We start from the raw sequence: 22,608 nt of genomic DNA, 5'->3' as shown, positions 1-22,608 counted from the left end.
TTCTCTTTTATCTTCACTTATCAGGATAAACACGTACGTACTTCTTTTATGTCCATAACAAACTTATTATAGCAAAAAACCAGCTGTTATACTATGATAACAGAAAAACTGATAGGGTCAATCACCTATCAGTTTTTCTCTTTTTTACATATCTTCTCTTGTTTCCAATTGAACACGCTCTAGACGTGGGTTTGGACGGTATTTACGACCAGCCTTAGCTTCTGGTTTTCCATTTAATTCTACGTTGTCACCAGTAAAGCCAATATTCATTTTTAATAAGCTACTTCCTACGCCGTATATATCGACAGGAACATTTTGAGCTTCAAATTCACGAATACGCTTCTCATCAAATCCTCCAGTTACAACGATATCTACATGTTGGAACCCTTCCTCATCAAGAGCCTTACGAAGTGCAAATACAAGCGATGGATTTACACCACGTGGATCAAATGTTCCAAGTACTTCTGGATGACGAATAAAGTATTGATCGATCATTGTACGAGACGTATCGACACGCACACCTTTTAATGTTGATCCAAATTCACGTGCTACGCGAAGTGCATCTGTAATGACATCATTGTTGTAATCAATTAGTACGACTAATTCATCTTCTGGGAATTTCTTATGATATGCTTTTGCTGCTTCAACAACATCACCATTAAACATTTGAATTAGTGCGTGAGGCATTGTCCCCATACCACTCTTACCCCACCACTCATTCATAGCATGCGTCGCTTGTGCGCTCATACCTCCGATGTATGCCGCATAACCATCACCCGCTTGTTGCGTATAATGATCATCACGATCTCCCATGAAAATAACTGGTTTTTCTTTATCTACACTACGTGCAGCTTGGACAACGTTATATACGTTTGTCGCAACTGATGTACGACGAGCTAAAATCCCATCAATTACACCTTCTAAAAATCCGAAATTTTCATAAGGGCCATGAATTGTTAAAACTGTTTCAAATGGACTAATATTATCGCCATCCTTTAAAGAATGAATTTCTAATTCCTCAGGATTTTTGGCAAATGTTTGTAGCAATGCGATTACTTCATCTGTTCCGCAAAGTACTGCATTCTCTTTTTGGAAAAACTGCATCGTTACAACACTTTTCGGGCGAAATTCTTCAATGATTTCTCTAGTTTTTAAAAAGTAAACGGCGGAGAACCAACCTTCTCCAACACGCTCATCAAATTTAAATGTTTTATTTGTTAGTCGATTTATTTCACCTTTTAATTTTAATTCAATTTCTTTCATGTCGCTTTACTCCCTACTTTACTATCCAACATTTTCTCTTAGTATACAGCAAAACCTGCTACTATACATTTGTTTCCTGCATAGCAGCAAATTCATCCTCAGAAATAAGGACATCTCTCGGCTTTGTTCCTCTTGCTTCAGAAATAATCCCTTGCGATTCCATCTCTTCAATGAGGCGGGCCGCGCGATTATAACCGATACGGAATTTTCGCTGTACAGAAGATGTGGACGCTCCCCCTTGTTCTACAACAAATTGACATGCATCTAAAAACAATTCGTCTTCCGACTCAGCCTGTTCTGTTTTCGCTAATAAATCCTCTTGCTTAAATAAGTAATTCGGCTTCATTTGCTTTTTCACATGGTCAACTGTTTTTTCAATCTCATCATCCGATACATATACGCCTTGTACACGAACTGGCTTCGATGTACCGTTCCCTAAAAATAACATATCACCACGGCCAAGTAATTTCTCCGCGCCCCCGATATCAATAATCGTACGCGAATCAACTTGAGACGATACAGTAAATGCTATACGCGTTGGAATATTTGATTTAATTAAACCTGTAATAACATCTACAGATGGACGCTGCGTCGCAACTAATAAATGAATACCACAAGCACGTGCTTTTTGTGCAATACGACAAATTGCTTCCTCAACATCACCAGGCGCTACCATCATTAAGTCAGCTAACTCATCAATAACGATAACGATATAAGGTAATGTCTCCCCTGGAATTTCTCGTTCACTTACAATTGTATTATAGCGGGTTAAATCACGAGCACCAGCGTGCGCAAATAATTCATAACGACGCTCCATCTCTTCAACTGCCCACTTTAATGCAGCTGTCGCTGCTTTTACATCCGTAATAACAGGCGCTACAAGATGCGGAACAGAATTGTATGGTGCAAGCTCAACCATCTTCGGATCGATTAACATTAACTTCACTTCATGTGGTTTCGCTTTATATAAAATACTCGTTAAGATTGCGTTAATACATACACTTTTACCTGAACCTGTTGCACCCGCAATAAGTCCGTGTGGCATTTTTCGAATATCCGTTACAATTGGATCACCTGAAATATCAAGCCCTAGCGCAACAGTAAGCGGTGATTCACTTTTTGTAAACACAGGACTTCTTAAAATTTCACGAAGAAATACTGGCTTACTTTCTTTATTTGGAACTTCTATTCCAATCGCACTTTTACCTGGAATCGGCGCTTCAATACGAATATCTTTCGCCGCTAAGCTCAACTTAATATCATCACTTAAATTTGTAATTTTATTTACTTTCACACCTGGGTCTGGTTGTACTTCAAAGCGAGTTACCGCTGGACCTTGCGATACATTAATAACATGTGCGCCAACATGGAAATTATTAAACGTCGTATCTAATAATTCTTTCTGTTCATCCAACCATTCCGTATTATCTAACGCTGCTTGCTGTGGAATTGCCAACAATGTTAATGGCGGAATAGCGTATGTCGGTGGTGTTTGCAGTACATTTCGCATATCGTTCTCTCTTTGATTTACAACATACGCCTTCTCTTGTACTTGCTCTACCACCACTTGTTGCACTGGTTGTTCTTCCACTTGTGATTCTACCACTACTTGCTGCATTGGTTTCTCTTCCACTTGTGGTTCCACTGCCACTTGCTGTACTAGTGTTTCTTCCACCTGTGGTTCCACTGCCACTTGCTGCACTGGTGTTTCTTCCACCTGTGGTTCTACTGCCACTTGTTGCACTGGTGTTTCTTCCACTTGTGGTTCTACTATCACTTGTTGCACTGCGTTTTCTTCTACTTGTGGTTCTACTACCACTTGCTGTACTAGTGTTTCTTCCACTTGTGGTTCTACTGCCACTTGTTGCACTGGTGTTTCTTCTACTTGTTGTACAGGCTTACTCTCTACTCGTTCACTCATAGAAGATTGCATTGCATTCGCTCTAGCCGCATGTCTTTCCATTAATCGTGTTCTATCTTGTTTCAACATAACAACATTAAATGGTACGTGACGCTTTTTCTCACGTTTTGGTTCTTCTTTTTGTACAACTGGCTGCTCTTCTGCAATCGGTGTTTCTTCTAAAACTCGTTGCTCTTCTACGACCGGTGCTTCCTCTACAACTCGTTGTTCTTCTACGACCGGTGTTTCCTCTACAACTCGTTGTTCTTCTACGACCGGTGCTTCCTCTACAACTCGTTGCTCTTCTACGACCGGTGCTTCCTCTACAACTCGTTGTTCTTCTACGACCGGTGTTTCCTCTACAACTCGTTGTTCTTCTACGACCGGTGTTTCTTCTAAAACTCGTTGCTCTTCTACGACCGGTGCTTCCTCTACAACTCGTTGTTCTTCTACGACCGGTGTTTCCTCTACAACTCGTTGTTCTTCTACGACCGGTGTTTCTTCTACAACTCGTTGCTCTTCTGCAATTAAAACATCCGCGAAGCTTTGAACATCTTTCTTCGTTTGCTCATCAGCCTCAGCAACATGTATGAACTCATTCTTTTGTTCAATTGCTTCATTTAACAACATTTCTTGCTGCGTTTCCTCAAGTGTTACAGAATCCGCTTCCGCAATTACTTCTACTTCTTCTGACTCTTCTGCTTCTGCAATTACTTCCACTTCTTCTGACTCTTCTGTTTCTGCAATTACTTCTACTTCTTCTGACTCTTCTGCTTCTGCAATTACTTCTACTTCTTCTGACTCTTCTGCTTCTGCAATTACTTCTACTTCTTCTGACTCTTCTGCTTCTGCAATTACTTCTACTTCTTCTGACTCTTCTGCTTCCGCAATTACTTCTACTTCTTCTGACTCTTCTGCTTCTGCAATTACTTCCACTTCTTCTGACTCTTCTGTTTCTGCAATTACTTCTACTTCTTCTGACTCTTCTGCTTCTGCAATTACTTCTACTTCTTCTGACTCTTCTGTTTCTGCAATTGCTTCCACTTCTTCTAACTCTTCTGCTTCTGCAATTACTTCTACTTCTTCTGACTCTTCTGCTTCTGCAATTACTTCTACTTCTTCTGACTCTTCTGCTTCTGCAATTACTTCTACTTCTTCTGACTCTTCTGCTTCTGCAATTACTTCTACTTCTTCTGACTCTTCTGCAATTACTTCTATTTCTTCTTTTGTTTCTTCTTCTAACTCTTCTGGTATTTCCACAATGATTGTTTCTTCAAATTTTTCTTCTGCTTTGACAATCACTGATTCTTCTGGAGCTTGTTTTTCTACTTCAATAGTAGGTTGTTCTATTTCTGTATTACGCTTAATTTCTTCTGATAGTATTGTATCCTCGTGCTCTACTTTAGAATCTACTAATTTCTCTTGTGAAATATTTTCGTTTAGCACCACTACATCTTTTTCTTGCTTTGCATCTTCCATGCGCTCAGCTACCGTTTTATGAAGTAATTCATCCGCTACAACTTCCTGCGGTGCACTAATTTCTTGAACCACTTCTTTTTCTTCTACTAAAGGTACTTGGCGCTCAATTTCATAACCGTTTTTCTCTAACCATTGATCGACAACTGATTTTTCTTCCTTTTTACTCTGTTGATCTTGCTGATCAACTCCTTCATGACTAGAAGAAGAAATCTTTGCTTGTCCTTCTGAGAAATCAGATAATGTATATCCCTTTTTCTCTAACCATGCATCAACGACCGCTTTTCCCTCTACAGATATTTCAAGGTCTTCTCTTTCCTTTACTTCCTCCTGCTTTTCTTCCTTTTTCTCTACAGAAGGACGATTATATCCGTAAATTGGCGAAATCATTTCTGTTGGACGAAATGGTCTACGGTTACTTTCTTGCGCTGGTGCAGGTGTTTTCTTTACGACAGGCTCTCGCTCCGGTTCATATTGCACTTCCGGCTCTTCATATGTAGGAACTACCTTCTCCACATACGGTCGTCTGCTTCTTTCCACTTTGATTCCTCTTTGAATAGGCTGATTTTCATATGTTACAGCTTGAACAGGTTGTTCTTCAAAATGCCCTGTTTCTATAACATCCTCTTCATCGAACCCATTATCTGGTACTAATGGAAAACGACATTTACCTGCATTCCTACTTGCCATTTGCGCTTCTCTTGCTTCAGTGTAGTGGTTTACACGAGGAATTTTCGGCTGACTTTCAACTTGCTTTGGTACTTCTTTATTCATCGCTGTTTGTTCTTCCTCTTTGTTAAACAGCTTTTTCATCCAATCTAACATGCTTACCACTCTTTCTACTAAATAGTAACATCCTTTATTGTATCAGCATTCGGAAAAAAGTGCAGGTAAAATTAAGCATGTCATATTTATCCATAATATTCTAATTTACGAGTGTTTTCATATGGAAAAACGCACCCTTACATGTAAGACTGCGTTTAAGCTTTACTCTTCCGATATTCATCTACACTATCCGTTACACTTTGCAATAAAGAATTTACATACTGCGGGTCAGATAATTTTTTATCTTCTTCATGGTTTGACATAAACCCAAGTTCTAATAGTACACCAGGTACTTTGGACCAATTAAATCCAGAAAGATCATCCCTGAACTTAATTCCATTTACTTTCACTTGCTGGTTCTCTCTCATTTTATTTACTATCGTTTGAGAGATTTGAAGACTTTCCGCATAGATTTCTTTCGTATACGGACTTCCTTCTGCAGGCGTCAATACAGCGAATCCACTTTGATTCGGATTTTCAGAACCATCTGCATGAAGACGTAAAAATAAATTCGCTTTATGATCATTCGCAAATGTCGCACGTTCTTTATTACTTATATCAACATCTTGTGACGTTCTCGTCATTAATACTTGCATTCCCTTTGCTTCAAGCTTTTCTTTTAATATAAAAGCCATCTCTAACACAAGGACAGACTCTCTCTTTTTTGTTGCAACACCTGTTGTTCCATCTGTCACTTTATATTTTTGTGTTGTTGCTCCCGGACCAATCGGCTCTAAATTTAAATTTGCTTTTTGTTGATGCCCTGGATCAATGACAACGAGAAATTTTTCTTGTTTTTCCTTACTCTCTATTTTTTGTTCATTATTTTGCATAAGTTGCTCAGCTGGCTGCACTGGCATAGATTTCTCTTTCTTTTCCTCAGCCGACACTTCCTCCTGCTTTTGCTCCACTTGCTCATTTGTTTGAATTGCTTGCGGTTCTTCTTTCTTTTCTTGTTCTTCTTGCTGCTTTTCTACCGGTGCGTCTTCCTTTTTATCTTCGCTTGTTTCTTTTATAGGAGATGTTGTCTCTTTTTTCGGTTGTTCTTGTGAGCAACCTCCCATATATATACCAATAAATGCAATCACGCTCATTATTTTTATATACTTCATATTTCTCTCCCATCACTTTGCACCGGACTCAAATTTTTTCTTATAATTGCCCTATAATCTCATCTATGCTTCCAATATTAACAGGCTGCCACGTTTCTGTACCACGTTCTGCCGTATACACTGGATACGCATCATCATCGATATTCACGAAAACCGGATCGCCCATATCCGTTTCATATCCAATCACAATCCATCCTTCTTGCCACTTTCCATTCTCTTCACTTATTAATGAGTTTTTATGTTTATCATATCGGTAACCGATTTGTCCTTTTTCTAATTCACTTTCGCTAAATACATATATTTCATAGGAACCTAATTCGATATCTTGCTGTTTGGAAGTTTCAATTCGTTTCAGAAGTTCTGCGATTTTTAGTTGTTGTTTCATACGTCTACCCCCTTCTTTTTTCTAAATTTTAACTAGACTGTTTATAAAATACAATATAGATTTTGAGAAAAAAAGTTACAAATAAAAGAAGGATGCCCCATCAGTCAACTTCGCAACTGGGTAACCTCCTTCTTTCTCCTTATGCTATTAATGATTTTTCAAATATATCTATCATAACTCAGACTATAGCTAACAATAACAAAAAAGGTTGCCCATAAGGACAACCTCTCTTTTCTAATATCAATTAAAATTTAAACTCTTGTCCAACTTCAAAGCTATCTTCTAATACGAGAATACCTTTTTCTTGTGGAGCGTCTGGAAGCTCTAATTCACGTGCAGAGCAAATCATTCCAGAAGAAGGAACACCGCGAAGTTCAGCTGGTTTAATCAGCATACCACTTGGCATTACAGCGCCGATTTTTGCAACGACAACTTTTTGTCCTGCATCAACGTTCGGTGCGCCACATACGATTTGTAATGTTTCTGTACCGATTTCTACTTTACAGATGTTTAACTTATCAGCATTTGGATGTTTCTCTTTTTCAGCTACATAGCCTACAACAAATTTCGGAGAAAGATCTGCTTCTACTGTTTCTTCAAAGCCGTTCTTCGCTAAAATTTCGTTGATTTTCTCAACAAGTTCTTTCGTTAATGTAAGGTTACCTGTTTCTGTTACTTCTAAGTAAGAAGATGCATTAAAGATGTTGAATCCTCCCGTTACGTTGCTTTCACGATCATAAACGCGAGCAACATCTCCTTTGCGATCAAAAGTACGAGTCTCTAAAGTAATATCTTGTAAGGCAACAATTAGAGTGTCACCAATTCCTTCAAGGTTGTAAAAAACGTTCACTTCGTTCATCCTTTCTCTTTTCCATCTGTCTTCTTCCGATTCTTCGCTAAAATAAAGATTGGTTCAAAGTCCCCATCTTCATATACGAATGAAAGTGATGTAATCGGAACATGCCCTTCGGCAAAAAATTTCATTGTCATTTGTGCAATAATATCATAACCGATTTCGTTAACGATATCAGCAATAATTAATACATCTTGGTGAGGAACAGCAACAACCATGTCACCAGAAATCTTTTCACGCATCGATTGTAGTAACGATTCGTTTAAAATACGCGTCGCATCATACCCATCGTTTGTGTTTAAAAAGTAGAATGTATTACCTGCTACTGTGTCCTGCTTAAATTCATACCCTAATGAACGAGCATTGAATAATGCCATTTCACGTACTTGTTGTTCTGTAAGCTCTAACTTTTGTAATAAACGCTCATCAATTAGTCGATACGTTTTATTAGAATCTAGCGCGTAGTAAATACGTGTTTCCGCCGTATGATCCGTCATAATAAACGGATTTCCTTCTTCTGCTTGTTTCGGGAAAGAAGTAGAGCGAATAACAGGTAAAATTTTCGCCTCGCTATTTTCTTCTTTATGCATCGCAATTAACGCCTCTTGTACGTAATAGGCAACCTCTTCAATTGCTTTTTCTTTATTCACTTCCCATTTTGCCACAACTCCTGGAAGCGATACGTTAATACCTTTTTTAGAGTCTTTCTGTTCAATACGTAGAACTTCTTTCTCGCTATCATACTGAAAGTCCCATTCTGGACGAGATAATTTCTTCATTAACTCGTCTTTCATCTTTTTACTTGTCATCTTCATCTCTTTTTCCTCCCTTCCAAAAAAATAACCTCCCCCGCGAAGGTAGAGGTTGTTTTACAATTCAATTGGCAAATTGCCTTATTTTAAACCTTCAATGAACTCTTCGATTTGTTCTTGTGTTTTACGATCTTTGTTTACATAGCGACCTGTTTCTTCACCCTTATTGTACGCTACAAAGCTCGGAATGCCAAATACGTCTAATTTCACGCATAGATCAATAAACTCATCACGATCTACATAGTAAAATGAGAAATCACTATATTTCTCTTCTACTTCTGGCATAAATGGGTCTACAAAGCGGCAGTCTGGACACCATTCTGCTGAGAACATAAAGACTACATTCTCTTCATTTTTTAATTGTTGGAATTGCTCCATGCTTTCTAATGATTTCATCTATATTTCCTCCTCTAACGAGTGCTTTTTTCATGTTATAATCTTTCTTTTATACTACCATACATCGCGCACGGTGCAAGGTTTATGCTTGCTTTTCATCATACTTATATTGTCCAACTAACAACTTAACAACGTGTACAAATAATTCCGTTCGATTGACATAATCATCTGTAAAGATCCCGATAGCACCTTCGTGGCTACGAATATCTTTTCGCTGTACAAATTCTTCCATCACTTCGCTTAACTCTTTTCCTTCTTCCAGTGGCGTTAAAAAGTCATCTGGTAATTTAATACGAGCGCCTCCTGCAACAAATACTCTACCGTCACTTGTCGCCAAAGCACCCCAGTTACACATAAATAAACCGTGCGCCGTTTTCATCACGCCGCCTTCCAGCCCAATACCAATTTGAGCTTCTCCTTCCTGGAGCGCTCGTTTTGCTCTATTTATCGCTCCTTGCATCGTCTCTTCATCTGAAAACGGCTGTGCTGCTACTCCTGAAGGAACAGAAAGGGATGTAATTGTAGCATCTCCCCAAACCTTCTCCACTGCTCCAACCTTCGTTTTATTCTTTGATCCAACTACTACTTTCATTTCGTTCACCTCTATAAAAATTCTTCATTCTATTCTAATATCCGCTTCGGCACAAATTAAGTACCAACCACTACCACACACCACCAGGGAATTCCTTCTCCCCATAAAGTGAAACTTTAATCAGTGGGGGTTTTCTTCATCCCCCACTGATTATTAGCCTTCACCAATCGGACTTTTATGGGCAGTTGATCCCCCACCTAAATTCTTTGCTTTCGCTGAATTTTGAGGTGGGGGTCTTACTGCCCATTAAAGCGGGATAAAAGAAGGTCGCTTTCCACAATATTACTGGTCCTAAACACAAAAACAGGCTTCTTCTTTCTTCCTACCCGCGTTCTTAATACATCATTCGAGCACCCATTAGGCACTAACCGCCACCACTCATCGCTAGGTCATCTATTCAACCTAAAAAAAGAAGGGTTTTTCGCCCTTCCTCTCTACGCGTTATTCTTAATTGTTTCTAACGTCGTTTTATCTGTTGCTCTTACAAGCTTCGTAATGAGTTCTTTCGCTGCTGCATAATCATCAACATGTAAAATAGAAGCATGTGTATGAATGTAGCGTGCGCAAACACCAATTACTGCTGATGGGATACCAGAGTTACTTGTATGTACACGGCCCGCGTCTGTACCACCTTGTGAAATAAAGTATTGGTACGGAATGTTGTGTGTTTCTGCTGTATCTAAAATAAATTCACGCATTCCTCTATGCGTTACCATTGTACGATCGTAAATACGAAGAAGAGCACCTTTTCCTAATTGACCGAACTGTGTTTTGTCACCAGAAGCATCGTTTGCTGGACTTGCATCAAGCGCATAGAAGATGTCTGGTTGAATCATATTCGCAGCAGTTTGTGCGCCGCGAAGACCAACTTCTTCTTGTACAGTCGCACCAGAGTATAATGTATTTGGTAATGTTTCGTCTTTTAATTCTTTTAGTAATTCAATTGCAAGGCCACATCCGTAACGGTTGTCCCAAGCTTTCGCCATGATTTTCTTTTCGTTTGCCATCGGAGTAAACGGGCAGATTGGCACGATTTGTTGTCCTGGTTTTACACCAATTTCAATCGCATCTTCATAGCTATCTGCACCTATATCAATTAACATGTTTTTTATATCCATCGGTTTTGCACGTTGCGCGTCACTTAATAAATGAGGAGGGATAGAACCAACAACCCCAATAACAGGACCATTCTTCGTCATCACTTGTACGCGCTGCGCTAATAGAACTTGGCTCCACCAGCCGCCTAACGGTTGAAAACGAAGCATTCCGTTTTTCGTAATTTGCGTAATCATGAAACCTACTTCATCCATATGACCTGCTACAAGAACACGTGGGCCAGTTTCGTCCCCTTTTTTCAGACCAAATACGCTACCTAAACCGTCTTGTACAATTTCATCAGCATATTTGCTTAATTCTTGCTTCATAAAACGGCGTACATCATGTTCAAAACCTGACGCACCTTGTAATTCTGTTAACGTACGAAATAATTGTAATGTCTCTTTATTCACGAAGTCCCCTTCTTTCAAACCTTAGTAGAATACCTCTTTTATTGTAACGAAATTTTCGAAATGTTTCTAGTTTCTTCTTTTTTAGCTGTATTTGCTTTATAATTATTATCGGTACACTATTTTTATTTTATAGAATTGAGGTGAATATATGAGCTGGAAAGGTTTAGTAGCAGGTCTTGGCGTTGGGTTCGCAGCTGGTTATTTCGTTGCAAACAAAGTACAAGAACAATCCCATATTTCTTCAGAAAAAGCATTGAAAATGGTGAAACAAGCATTAAGTCATAAAGGTGAAATTACTGGCTCTTGGGTACATATGGTTCCGGAGACATTTGAAAAATATGATGTCGCATACGAAGTTTATCGTGGCGGTCTTACAACGATGTTAGATGATATACAAGAACGATTTGAATTTTTAGTTGATGCTAAAACAGGTACTGTTTTAGAGGTTATAGCAGCATAAAAAGGAGGGTTCCCATTAGGTGAACCTCTTATTTTTTTGAAATTGTGGATAGTGATTGAAATTATATCAGCGATTATTGAGATATATCGACTTACCGACAACAAAAGAAGAGGACGCTCCAACAGACCGCTGGAACACCCCGTTTTTATGCTTCTACACTCGTTTTCCGCTCTATCTTTTCTACAATATGCCCTTCCTCATTCCACTTTACTGCACGATAATATGCGTCATGATAAAACGTAAACCACGCCTCTTTTTCAGCACCATACTTCATCCACTTTTGCTTATTTTCAATCGATGTCATTGGGTAATCATCGTATGCCATTACCCATAATACATTTTGATGTGCATGCGTCGGCAATAGGTCTGCTAAATGAAGCATCGTTTCACCTTGGCTTTCTAAAGCAATAACTGCATGTCCATCACTATGACCGCCTGTATGCGCCATTTTTATTTCATCTGTAATTTCTATTTCTTGCTGAAACGTAACAACTTGATCTACAATCGGCTCCCAATTTTCCTTCCAATATGTATTACGGGATCTAATATTTGGACTTCTCATTTCATTCCACTCTGTTTCACTTACGTAAACTTTTGCATTCGGAAACGCCGGTACAAGGTGATCTCCATCCCATTTTGTTAGGCCAGATGCATGATCAAAATGAAGGTGCGTCATTAGAACATAATGAATATCTTCAGGCTTTAATCCCAGTTTTTCTAATGATTCATAAACCGATGATTCTTCTGTTACACCTTGATTTCGCTTCATCTTCTCATTCAATTTACCGTTTCCTATTCCGGAATCAATAAGCATATTACCGTCTTTCGTTTGCAAAAGTAACGGATCTGTTCGTAGATAAATATGATTTGTTTCGTTATGTTTATATTTACGTGACCAAAGCACTTTCGGCACAACACCAAACATTGCTCCCCCATCTAAATGTGTGTTCCCGCCTTTTAACCACGTCGCTTTTATATCTCCAATTTGTAGTTGTTCCATTACATCTCCCCCTTTCTATTGATTTTAACATAAAATTCTGATTATTTAAGACACAAAAAACCTATGCATTACTGCATAGGCTCTGTACGATATTTTGCTTCTACTCGGTAAATACGATGACCTTTACTAGAGAATTTCTCTTCGTACTCAGTCATGATGTTACCTTCAAAGTCGCTGTTATGAAGATCTAAGCTTAAGTACGTTAGTAACATACCATACTCAGCCATACTCATAAGAGAATATTCAAATAAACCTTGGTTATCTGTTTTGAAATGAATTTCTCCGCCTTCTACTAACACTTCTTCATAATTGCGTAAAAATGTTTTATACGTTAAACGACGCTTCGTATGACGTTTCTTTGGCCATGGATCTGAGAAGTTTAAATAAACGCGATCAATTTCACCTTTTGCAAAGAAAACTGTTAAATCTTCAGCATCTTTATTAATTAACTTTAAGTTCGGTACTTCTTCTTCAATTAATTTATCAAGTGCATCTACAACAACACTTGTGAATTTTTCAATTCCAATATAATTAATATGAGGATTTGCTTTTGCCATATCATACATAAAGCGGCCACGACCTGTACCTACTTCAATATGAATTGGTTGTTCATTTCCAAATACTTCTTTCCAGTTACCGGCGCACTCCTCTGGGTTTCCGATTACGATATGTGAATACTCATTAATTCGATCCATTGCATATGGTTTATGTCTTAAACGCATAGATGTTTCCCTCTCTTTACAAAGCTATTTTAAAGGAATAATTCCTTCTTTCTGTTTTAATCAATCTACCAAACAAAAAACCAAGTACGTACGAGCACTCGGTCCGTTTCTTTCAAGTATAAGATGTACCATTTTGATAAAAACTACATACAGCATTAAACATTCCATGACGAAGCAGCTTTTTCTCTTACCTTTCTGGGAAGAGAAAAACAATCGAAAGGATGATCCGTTCATGCCAATTAATCAACAACATCAATTAGAAGTGCTGAAAGATATTTTAGTCAATCACCAAAGTGATTGTTGCGGGACAGTTTCTGAATGCGAGCAATTAGAGCGTCTCATTCAATCGTTACTCGCAAACGATAATATAAATAGTGACGCTAAAGCAATGCTAAACGATGTATATTCTTATAGTCAATCGGGTAAATCTTCCTCTAATTTGGACAACCACATTTCCAATAATCAAGAACAACTTACTCAGTGGATTGCTGGAATGGACAATTTTTCTTAAGTATTACTCTGAAGCAAGTAGTTGCTGTAAATATTGATGCCAATATTCAGCTTCTGCTTGCTGTTTTTTTGTTGTGTGCCATTGAATAGATAAAATCGTTTGTGCTATTACATACCATCTCATACGCCTAAGCAGTGATTCATCCATTTCAATATCATAATATCCGAGCCATTCACTCCATTCGTGGCGCGGAATGTACCAATATAATAACATACCGAGGTCTAAAGCTGGGTCAGCAATTACAGCTCCATCCCAATCAATTAGAAACAACTCATCTTCATCTGACAATAGCCAATTGTTATGATTTACATCACAATGACATACAACGAATTCATTGTATTCAATATCTTTTAATGAATCCGTTAAATATTGAAGACCTTGCTGAATTGTTTCATCAACTCTTATATCTCCTCTTAAAACAAGTTGCAGTTGTTGTAATAACTCTTGTGCGTGAAGCGGCTGCTTCCCCAATCTTTGAATCATCTGCACCAGTGCTTTAGAGGAGTGTATTTTTTTCAAAAGTTTCGCAACACGTTCTAGTTTCATGTCCTCTGGCTCTAACTTCTGTCCCGGAAGCCATTTTTGAGCAGAAATTACATCACCGTTCGTTACCCTTCTTGTCCAAAGTAATTTTGGAACAATTCCTTCTGCTGACAATACCGCTAAAAAGGGCGATGTATTCCGCTTTAAAAATAACTTCTGTTGTCCATTTTGCGCAATATATGCATCGCCCGTCACTCCACCAGCCGGTACAAGACTCCACTCTTTTCCTAATAATTGTTCCAACCATTCCATATTCATTACCCGTTAACAAATCCTTATCTTTTATAGTTATGAAAAGAAAAACCGCAACATTTCTACACATGTTGTGGATTCATATATTTTACTGTAAACGAAAAGAAATCTTGGCATATACCAAAGACTCTCTATTTTATTTTACAAAACCACTCATAGAATGACAACTTATCAAAATCGTCACCTTTGTCAATTCTACATTTATTACATTCGCATCGTCAAGTAGCGATTTGTCACATTATCGTCAATATATACGTGCTAATTGGAGCGAGGCTAAGTTCCTTTCCTCTAAAAGAAGAAATTGGCTCTATTTTCGCTTGCTTTTCGTTTACTAACACATGCCACGTTTCTTCTTTTGGCAGTTGCACCGTTTTAGCTTCCAAACTGCTATTCAATAAAACGACAATCTCTTTCCACGGTCCAAATGATTCTACATGTTGCAAATGGTATGCAAGTACTTCTGTAGATGTTTGTAAAAAGGTCATATGCTTTTTTATAAGGTCTGCGTTTTGTAATCGGAATGCCCCATGCTCTTTACGGATCGCAATTAATCCTTTTATATAATTAACGGTCTCCATCTCTTTCTCCTTTTGATCCCAATCTAATTGATTAATTTCATCATTTGCATTATAACTATTTTCATTTCCTTTCTTCGTGCGATAAAACTCCTGCCCCGCATGTAAAAAAGGTATACCTTGTGAAAGGATAACCATTGCGCTTGCAAGAAGGTGACGTTTTTTCAAAACCTCTTCCGACTCGTCATTACTACGCACTAGTTTATCCCACATCGTCATATTATCGTGACATTCTACATAGTTAATACTTTGCACCGGCTCTAAAAACAACCCTGTTTCTTTCATACTTAGAAGACTACCGGATGATATATATTGCAAATGATGGCAGTCTACATGTCCACCAAACGCAAACCCACGTTTATTTATATGAAATGTACTTCCTTTTATCCCGTCACGAAATTGATCGTTAAATTGCGCGATATGTGGCATTTTCTTTGCATTATTTAATATTGCTTTTTCTTCAAGAGATAGTGGTGTTTGCAAATCCCACCCTTCTCCTAATAAAAGTGCATCACGCTTTCTGTTTCGTACTTCTTTTTCTATTATATTCATCGTCTCAATATCTAAAATCCCCATTAAATCAAATCGAAATCCGTCAACATTGTATTCAGTAAGCCAATATAAAATAGACTCTATAATGAATTTCCTCATCATTTTCCGCTCGGATGCTATATCATTTCCAACTCCCGTCCCATTAGAAGGCATACCATCTTCACCATGACGAAAATAATATCCTGGGACAAGCTTTTCAAATGATGATAGCTCTCTTTCATACACATGATTATATACAACATCTATAATCACCCTAATGCCGTTCTCATGAAATGTTTCAATCAATTGTTTACACTCTATAATCCTGTTATAAGGATCCGAAGGGTTTGTAGCATAAAATCCCGTTGGGGCATTGTAATATAGTGGATTGTAACCCCAATTGTATACGGCGGAAGGATTCGCCTCATTTACACCACCGAAACAATGTAAAGGCAATAATTCAACATGTGTAACACCTAAATCTTTTATGTGAGATAATCCCGTTAGCGTCCCATTTCGTCCCGTTGTTCCCTCTTCCATTAACCCTTTATATGTTCCTTTTTTATTCACTCCACTGCCCTGATGAATAGTCGCATCACGAATATGCAGTTCATACAATATCGCATCTGTCATTGACTGTAATGGTGATAATTCCTCTCGTTTTGTTACATGCGTTTTTTCCAAATCGATTACAACGCCATATTTCCCATTTACAGTCACCGACTTTGCGTAAGGATCCACCGCTTCATTCCATATTAAGTTAATACAAACAAGAAATGTATATTGCGCTCCGCCTAAATCCCCATGAAATGCATGAGTCCAAACTCCGTTTTCTCCTCTATGCATTTCATGGTCGGTATATTCTTTATCACTTTTATAAATTCTTACTTTCGCAAGTCTTGCAGTTGGAGCCCATACTTTAAATGTTGTTACTTCTTTTTGATGTACAGCACCTAAATCTGTACCTTCGTAATAATACTTTTCATCGAAAATTTCTGTTCGAATCACAGCACCTATTTGTAAATCCGTTTCTTCATTCCGTTCATCTCGTACTGTATAATACTTTCCCACATCTAGCGGCTCTTCTATAAAGCACTCATACTTCGTTGCATCCGGAAGCGCAATCGTATGAGCAATCGGTAAATCTTTCACATTGGTTCCTTCTTGCAAACGAAATGTCCGACTTGTTCCATACGCATGTGGGAGCAAAATTGTAATTTTATTCATTTCATCTAAATAGGCATCAAATGGACGTTTTACTTTCAACATAAAAAAATCACCATCATTCTCAAAGTTAAAATAAAGTGAAACTTGAATGAGTGGAGACATCTCCACTCATGTAGCTGCGGGATTAAACGAGTTGCAAATCATACGACTTTTCTTATGAGCAAAACTCTATACAGTAACTCCATTCTTCTCTATAGTATATTCACCTGCATAAAAAACGTTTTCATACATTCTATTTTTGTAGTTTTATTTCAGCAATTGATTTATATTTGGGTGTTTCTTTCACGTGAGATTCGTATAAAGTGATCGTATCCGCTTGAAATGATATTTCAGGCACTCCTTTTATATGTTCTAAATGAAACGGTTCTTCTCCTACCCATTTACGGGCAACAGTAATGTGTGGATGGTATGGGCGTGTTTCTAGAGAAAACCCATTTTCTTCACAAATAGCATGCACGCGCTTTTGTAACTGAAACAAATCGTGATTCTCACTTACCTTCGCCCAAAAAATACGTGGTCTATCTTCCATGCCAAACGTTGAAAAGCCTTGTAATGTGAACGATAGCTCTTTCATTTCTGTAAGTGTGTGTAATCCATTCTTTACCCCTTCTAACTGTTCCTCTGTCGCACTTCCTAAAAAAGAAAGGGTAATATGATAATCTTCCTTATGTACCCACGAGCGAAATGGTAATTCCTCCTTCATATCTTCTTTATAGTTAGATAGCACTTCTTTTATATGATTTGGTAAAGTGATTGCGACAAAATAATGTCTATCCATATACATCGTCTCCTTCTTTTTATTGTTGCTTTTCTTTCTTATCTCATTCAGGTAAAAAGAAGCCGCCCTCTAAAGTAGAGAGCGGTCATTATTTACATATCCATTACTTCGCTAATTCATGAATTGCTTGCGCATAAATCGCTGTTGCTTTTAGTAAATCTTCAATTTCAATGTACTCATCTTTTTGATGCGCAAGTTCTTCTTTTCCAGGGAACAACGGGCCAAATGCAACACCAGCTTTCAATGAACGAGCGTAAGTACCGCCGCCGATTGCTAATAGTTCTGCTTTTTCTCCTGTTTGTTCTTCATATACACGTTGCAGTGTACGAATTAATTCGTGATCTTTATCAACGTGATGCGGGCGAGAGTTAGAATAGTCAGCTACTTCAAATCCATGAGTGCCAACATACTCTTTTAACTTCGCAATAGTTTCTTCAAAGTTAGTCGTAACTGGGTAACGTACGTTTAACCCTAAATTCCCACCATTTTCTTTCGTATAAGAAAGTCGACCGACATTCACTGTTAATGGTCCGCTAATATCGTCTTTATAAGAAATACCAGCTTTCTCTCCTAAAATATCTCCTGTAAATGTTTCTGTTACAAATGTCGCAAATGAGTTTGCTTTTCCATCAAGGGAAACTGTAGTTAAGAAGTTTGCTAATAATAAACCTGCATTCACTCCTTTTTCAGGAGTAGATCCGTGTGCTGAAATTCCTTCTATTTGCAACGTCACTGTATTTCCTTCTATAGTTGATTTCCCTATTTTTTTAGCAGTTTGTAGATACTCTTCATATGCTACTGTAAGTGCATTTACATCTTCTCCTGTAACAATCGCTTCTGCAAAATCAGGAACCATATTTAAGCGACGACCTGATTCAAATGAAACAAGTTCATATGCACCATTTTTCTCTTCGCTACCATTTTGCACAACTTGTATATCAGAAATTCCTTTTTCTGCATTAATAATTGGAAAGTCCGCGTCTGGCGCAAAACCGATTGTTGGCATTTCTTCATTTTTAAAATAGTGATCTACACATTTCCAATTGCTTTCCTCATCTGTTCCTAAAATCATACGAACACGTTTTGAAAGCGGCAAACCTAATTCTTTCACAATCTTCATCGCATAATAAGCTGCCATCGTTGGACCTTTATCATCAATTGCACCGCGTGCAAAAATCTTTCCGTCGCGAATATCCGCACTATATGCTGGAGTCGTCCATCCGTCTCCTTCTGGTACAACGTCAACGTGACAAAGAATACCTACTAATTCTTCTCCTTGTCCCATTTCAAGATGACCTGCATATCCTTCTAAATTTTTAGAAGCAAAACCTTCAGCTTCTCCTTTATGTAACATGAAAGATAGAGCTTTTTCTACGCCTTCACCGAATGGTGCGCCCTCTTTCGCCGATTCTTCTTCCCACACACTTTTAATTTGCAAAAATTGTTGTGTATCACGAATTAAATCATCTTTTCGTTTCGTAACTTCTTCTGTCCAATTAATCGCTGACATCACGCATCCATCCTTCACTATATTATCTCTTTCATCATAGCAAACCGAAATCTCTTATGCCATACACGAATATTAAATACCGAACAATTGTAATATTTCAGATATTTCCCATTAGTTTTTCTTTTATTTTCTTAAAAAAATTTGCAGGAATTTGGCGTTTTACGTAGAATTTTATGATTTAGTTGACTGACCATATACAATGTCAACTACCAATATTTTTCTATATGAATATTTGTTAAACTTTTGTAAAATTTAAGTAGATTAAAGCATGAATTTTATCATGTAGAGTACAATGGTAGTAACGACCTTCTTTCCTGAATGGGGTCAAAAAAACTAGTAGAGGAGTGGTTTTCTCTTGAAACCTACAACTACTCGTATGCTAACACGCATTAAATCGATTTATATGTACATCAATGAAAACGGAACGGTAACGACGAAAGACCTTGTAGATGAGTTCGGGATCACACCACGAACGATACAACGTGATCTAAATGTGTTGCAGTTTAATGAACTCGTGTATAGCCCTTGCCGCGGTAAGTGGACAACAACAGGAAAGAAAGTGAGAATGACCTCATAATGAAAAAATAATTGTATGTAAATAAATACATACCCCTTTCTAACTCATTAGAAAGGGGTCTTTTCTGCGCCTTAAAACAGCACTACTTTTCAGTATCTACTTGATATGTTTTTAACATTTCCACTTCTTCGTCTGTTAACTCTCGGTATTGCCCAAGTTCTAGTTCTTCATCTAATACTAACGGTCCCATTTCTGTTCTCTTTAAATAAACAACTTTTTTCCCTACCGCTTCAAACATACGCTTCACTTGATGGAATTTTCCTTCTGTAATGACAAGCTCAATTTCAGAAATATCATCGCTTTTTAATATTGTAAGTGCACCCGGCTTCGTTTCATAACCATCGTCTAAAATAACACCTTTAGCAAACTCTTTTACATCCTCTTCTGTTACTACTCCTGCAACGTGCGCGTAATATTTTTTCGGCACATGCTTTTTCGGAGATAATAATTGATGCGATAACTTCCCATCATTTGTTATCAATAAGAAACCTTCTGTATCGATATCAAGCCTTCCAACTGGGAACGGATCAAAGATTGCGTCTTCTAATTCTAATAAATCTATTACCGTTTCATGGTTATCATCTTCTGTCGCTGAAATAACACCTTGTGGTTTGTGCATCATTAAATAAACAAACTCTTTATATTCCACAACTTCACCGTGAATCATAACTTCTTGCTCTTCTACATTTACATGAACCTTCGCATCTTTCACTGGCGTTCCGTCAATTTTTACAACGCCGTCTTTCAATAATTTCTTTACTTCTTTTCTACTTCCATATCCCATATTCGCTAATAATTTATCTAATCTCACGTTTTTCACCTTCTTTGTTTATCATAGAAAAGGGGACGTAATTACGCCCCTTTTGATTTCAACTTTATTTTAAATCTACTACCAAGTTTACGTTGAATTTTCTCTAACGCTTCTCCGCCAAATACTCTTTCAAGTACTCCTGTGCGAATTGCTAATAATCCGTAAACAAGACCACCAATACCTGCACAAACCACAACTGTTATAAGAGCTCCAATACGGCCATCAGGCGAAATCATGAAGGATAGCAGCCATTGTGATAGTTTTACCGCCACGACCATTACAAGTGTTAATACTGCAATTTGGAATGTTCTCTTATATACAACACCAAATGAATAGTGTACATGTTTTTTGATTTGTCTATTCGTATACCATACAGAGGCTAAGAAGCCAACTGCAGTTGCTAAAATTGCTCCAACTGTACCGAAATAACGAATAAAGATTACGTTACATACGAATTTCAAAATAACACCCATAATAAGCGCGACAATCGCATGTTTTTGTTGATTAATCCCTTGCAGAATCGCCGCTGTTACTGTAAATAAAGCAAATAACAACGCAACTGGCGCATACCACATTAATACTTGTCCACCTAGTGGATCTGAGTCGTAAAACGCTGTATAAATCGGATATGCCAGTGTAGAAATACCGATAACTGCTGGCAATGTTAAAAACATATTTGCTTGGAATGTTTGTGTAATTTGTAATTTTAAATAACGATGTTGTTTTTCAGTAAACGATTTTGTAATCGCTGGCACAAGCGTTAAGCTAAACGCTGTTGCAAGTGATACAGGAATCATAATTAATTTATGCGTCCACATTGTGAAAATACCGAGTGCTCGCTCTGCGATATCACCTTGACCAATCGCCTGCATAATTGAGTTAAATGTTAATGTATCAATTTGTTGATATAAAGGAATTGTTAACCCAATTACAACGTAAGGAATCGCATATGCAAATAATTCTTTAAACAATTGAACGGTACTCACTGTCGACTCTGGTACAGTTTGTTCAATTAAATATTGATCCAAATGTTTTTTACGTTTTAACCAGTACCAAATGAGGACACCGAGCGCTCCAACTGCTGAAACGAACGCAGCAAATGTCGCTACCCCAACTGCTGTTGCAACTGTACCGCCAAGTACTTTAATAACGATAAAACTACCTGCTAATAAAAAGACAATACGAATAATTTGTTCAATAATTTGCGAAACAGTAGTTGGTCCCATCGATTGGTGACCTTGGAAATAACCACGAATTAAACTCGCTGCTGGTACAACAATAAGCGCAAAACTTACAAGACGAATAATCGTCGTAACTTCTCCTACATTACTGTGTACACTTTGTTTACCAAGCATTGCTTCTGCAAACAACGGCGCCGTCATGTATAGAACTAAGAATGAAAGAACTCCTGTTACTATCATCATAACCATTCCCGAGCGGAACATTCTCCGGCTCGTTTTATAATCGCCAAGTGCGTTATATTTGGAAACAAATTTTGAAACAGCAAGCGGCACACCTGCCGTTGCGATACTTAAAAAGATCGTATATGGAATGTATCCATATGTATAGAGCGTTCCGCCTTCTGTGCCTACTAACGCATGAAATGGAAAAACGTAAATCATGCCTAAGAACTTTACTAAAAATGTCCCTAACGTAACGATAAGCGTTCCGCGCAAAAATTTCGAATCGGACATACAAAAATCCTCCTACATCTACATAAAGTGAAACTTTAATCAGTGAGGGTGTTCTTCCCTACTGATTATTAGCTCGTACTAATCGGGCATTTATGGGTTACTAGACTCCCTCTTTATTTCTCCTAAATCTTAAAGTTTTAGTCTTATTGCCCACAAATAGCTGGATCGTGCTGAACTCTAACTTTTGTATTGTACCACAATTCTCCCCTTAAGCAGTACTTCACTCTATTTTTCTTTTAAGAGAAAACATGCTATTCTTTTAGGCAGGAAATGTAGAAAATGAGGTCGATATATT

Annotated in this window: 20 protein-coding genes; 3 read left to right on the top strand and 17 right to left on the bottom strand. The window is 37.8% G+C overall.

Annotation, left to right across the window (positions count from 1 at the left end):
- Positions 1-144: 144 nt before the first annotated feature.
- The 9 genes from EUC40_RS03565 to EUC40_RS03525 all read right to left on the bottom strand — a co-directional run bounded on the left by EUC40_RS03565 (position 145) and on the right by EUC40_RS03525 (position 11,122).
- Positions 145-1,263 (bottom strand): nicotinate phosphoribosyltransferase, encoded by a 1,119-nt coding sequence (locus EUC40_RS03565; RefSeq protein WP_000658365.1) that lies wholly within the window; start codon positions 1,261-1,263, stop codon positions 145-147.
- Positions 1,264-1,324: 61 nt separating this feature from the next.
- Positions 1,325-5,464, bottom strand: coding sequence for a DNA translocase FtsK (locus EUC40_RS03560; protein ID WP_156573707.1), 4,140 nt, complete (start codon positions 5,462-5,464; stop codon positions 1,325-1,327).
- Positions 5,465-5,619: 155 nt separating this feature from the next.
- Complete coding sequence (locus EUC40_RS03555; protein WP_156573705.1) at positions 5,620-6,576, bottom strand: N-acetylmuramoyl-L-alanine amidase; 957 nt, start codon at positions 6,574-6,576, stop codon at positions 5,620-5,622.
- Between the two features lie 40 nt (positions 6,577-6,616).
- A complete protein-coding gene (locus EUC40_RS03550; RefSeq protein WP_000813287.1) occupies positions 6,617-6,961 on the bottom strand; it encodes a hypothetical protein in 345 nt (114 codons plus the stop codon).
- A gap of 244 nt (positions 6,962-7,205) precedes the next feature.
- A complete protein-coding gene (gene ytpR / locus EUC40_RS03545) occupies positions 7,206-7,820 on the bottom strand; it encodes a YtpR family tRNA-binding protein (protein ID WP_001006778.1) in 615 nt (204 codons plus the stop codon).
- Positions 7,817-8,629 (bottom strand): DUF1444 domain-containing protein, encoded by an 813-nt coding sequence (locus tag EUC40_RS03540; protein ID WP_151626242.1) that lies wholly within the window; start codon positions 8,627-8,629, stop codon positions 7,817-7,819. Before EUC40_RS03540 ends, ytpR begins: the two co-directional genes overlap by 4 nt.
- A gap of 78 nt (positions 8,630-8,707) precedes the next feature.
- On the bottom strand, positions 8,708-9,022 hold the full coding sequence (locus tag EUC40_RS03535) for a thioredoxin family protein (protein WP_000838193.1): 315 nt from the start codon (positions 9,020-9,022) through the stop codon (positions 8,708-8,710).
- Positions 9,023-9,104: 82 nt separating this feature from the next.
- Complete coding sequence (locus EUC40_RS03530) at positions 9,105-9,614, bottom strand: DUF84 family protein (protein WP_071710051.1); 510 nt, start codon at positions 9,612-9,614, stop codon at positions 9,105-9,107.
- A 434-nt stretch (positions 9,615-10,048) separates the two neighbouring features.
- On the bottom strand, positions 10,049-11,122 hold the full coding sequence (locus EUC40_RS03525; protein ID WP_002170155.1) for a M42 family metallopeptidase: 1,074 nt from the start codon (positions 11,120-11,122) through the stop codon (positions 10,049-10,051).
- A gap of 148 nt (positions 11,123-11,270) precedes the next feature.
- Between EUC40_RS03525 and EUC40_RS03520 the strand changes: the two genes are divergently transcribed.
- Positions 11,271-11,582 (top strand): PepSY domain-containing protein, encoded by a 312-nt coding sequence (locus EUC40_RS03520; protein ID WP_000118537.1) that lies wholly within the window; start codon positions 11,271-11,273, stop codon positions 11,580-11,582.
- Between the two features lie 145 nt (positions 11,583-11,727).
- Here the strand turns inward: EUC40_RS03520 and EUC40_RS03515 are convergent, their stop codons facing one another.
- Together EUC40_RS03515 and trmB are read right to left on the bottom strand one after the other, a co-directional pair.
- Positions 11,728-12,582, bottom strand: coding sequence for a YtnP family quorum-quenching lactonase (locus EUC40_RS03515; protein WP_156573703.1), 855 nt, complete (start codon positions 12,580-12,582; stop codon positions 11,728-11,730).
- Positions 12,583-12,650: 68 nt separating this feature from the next.
- Positions 12,651-13,304 carry a tRNA (guanosine(46)-N7)-methyltransferase TrmB gene (gene trmB, locus EUC40_RS03510; RefSeq protein WP_001239374.1) on the bottom strand — a complete coding sequence of 218 codons (654 nt, stop codon included), beginning with the start codon at positions 13,302-13,304 and terminating at the stop codon, positions 12,651-12,653.
- A 232-nt stretch (positions 13,305-13,536) separates the two neighbouring features.
- Between trmB and EUC40_RS03505 the strand changes: the two genes are divergently transcribed.
- The gene (locus EUC40_RS03505) at positions 13,537-13,815 is read left to right on the top strand and encodes a YtzH-like family protein (protein WP_071710048.1); all 279 of its coding nucleotides are present in this window, start codon (positions 13,537-13,539) and stop codon (positions 13,813-13,815) included.
- Between the two features lie 3 nt (positions 13,816-13,818).
- Here EUC40_RS03505 and EUC40_RS03500 read toward each other — a convergent pair whose 3' ends face one another.
- The 4 genes from EUC40_RS03500 to pepV form a co-directional block, all read right to left on the bottom strand.
- Positions 13,819-14,616: a phosphotransferase family protein gene (locus EUC40_RS03500; RefSeq protein ID WP_156573700.1), complete on the bottom strand. Its 798-nt coding sequence runs from the start codon at positions 14,614-14,616 to the stop codon at positions 13,819-13,821.
- Between the two features lie 227 nt (positions 14,617-14,843).
- The gene (pulA, locus tag EUC40_RS03495) at positions 14,844-16,985 is read right to left on the bottom strand and encodes a type I pullulanase (protein WP_156573698.1); all 2,142 of its coding nucleotides are present in this window, start codon (positions 16,983-16,985) and stop codon (positions 14,844-14,846) included.
- A gap of 190 nt (positions 16,986-17,175) precedes the next feature.
- On the bottom strand, positions 17,176-17,721 hold the full coding sequence (gene thpR, locus EUC40_RS03490) for an RNA 2',3'-cyclic phosphodiesterase (protein WP_071710045.1): 546 nt from the start codon (positions 17,719-17,721) through the stop codon (positions 17,176-17,178).
- Between the two features lie 103 nt (positions 17,722-17,824).
- A complete protein-coding gene (pepV, locus tag EUC40_RS03485; RefSeq protein WP_156573696.1) occupies positions 17,825-19,231 on the bottom strand; it encodes a dipeptidase PepV in 1,407 nt (468 codons plus the stop codon).
- Between the two features lie 355 nt (positions 19,232-19,586).
- Here pepV and EUC40_RS03480 point away from each other — a divergent pair, with 355 nt between their 5' ends.
- Positions 19,587-19,808, top strand: a complete 222-nt coding sequence (locus tag EUC40_RS03480) for a DeoR family transcriptional regulator (protein ID WP_000805512.1) — start codon at positions 19,587-19,589, stop codon at positions 19,806-19,808.
- Positions 19,809-19,890: 82 nt separating this feature from the next.
- On the opposite strand, the gene EUC40_RS03475 is transcribed toward EUC40_RS03480, so the two are convergent.
- Both EUC40_RS03475 and EUC40_RS03470 read right to left on the bottom strand, forming a co-directional pair.
- A complete protein-coding gene (locus EUC40_RS03475) occupies positions 19,891-20,619 on the bottom strand; it encodes a pseudouridine synthase (protein ID WP_001234947.1) in 729 nt (242 codons plus the stop codon).
- A 41-nt stretch (positions 20,620-20,660) separates the two neighbouring features.
- Positions 20,661-22,313 (bottom strand): putative polysaccharide biosynthesis protein, encoded by a 1,653-nt coding sequence (locus tag EUC40_RS03470; protein ID WP_001284053.1) that lies wholly within the window; start codon positions 22,311-22,313, stop codon positions 20,661-20,663.
- Positions 22,314-22,608: the final 295 nt, after the last annotated feature.

Origin of the sequence: Bacillus luti (genome assembly GCF_009739945.1) — a bacterium.
GTDB classification, from domain to species: domain Bacteria; phylum Bacillota; class Bacilli; order Bacillales; family Bacillaceae_G; genus Bacillus_A; species Bacillus_A luti.
The sequence above is the reverse complement of the archived record's forward strand: the minus strand, read 5'-3'. Positions and strand labels throughout refer to the sequence as shown.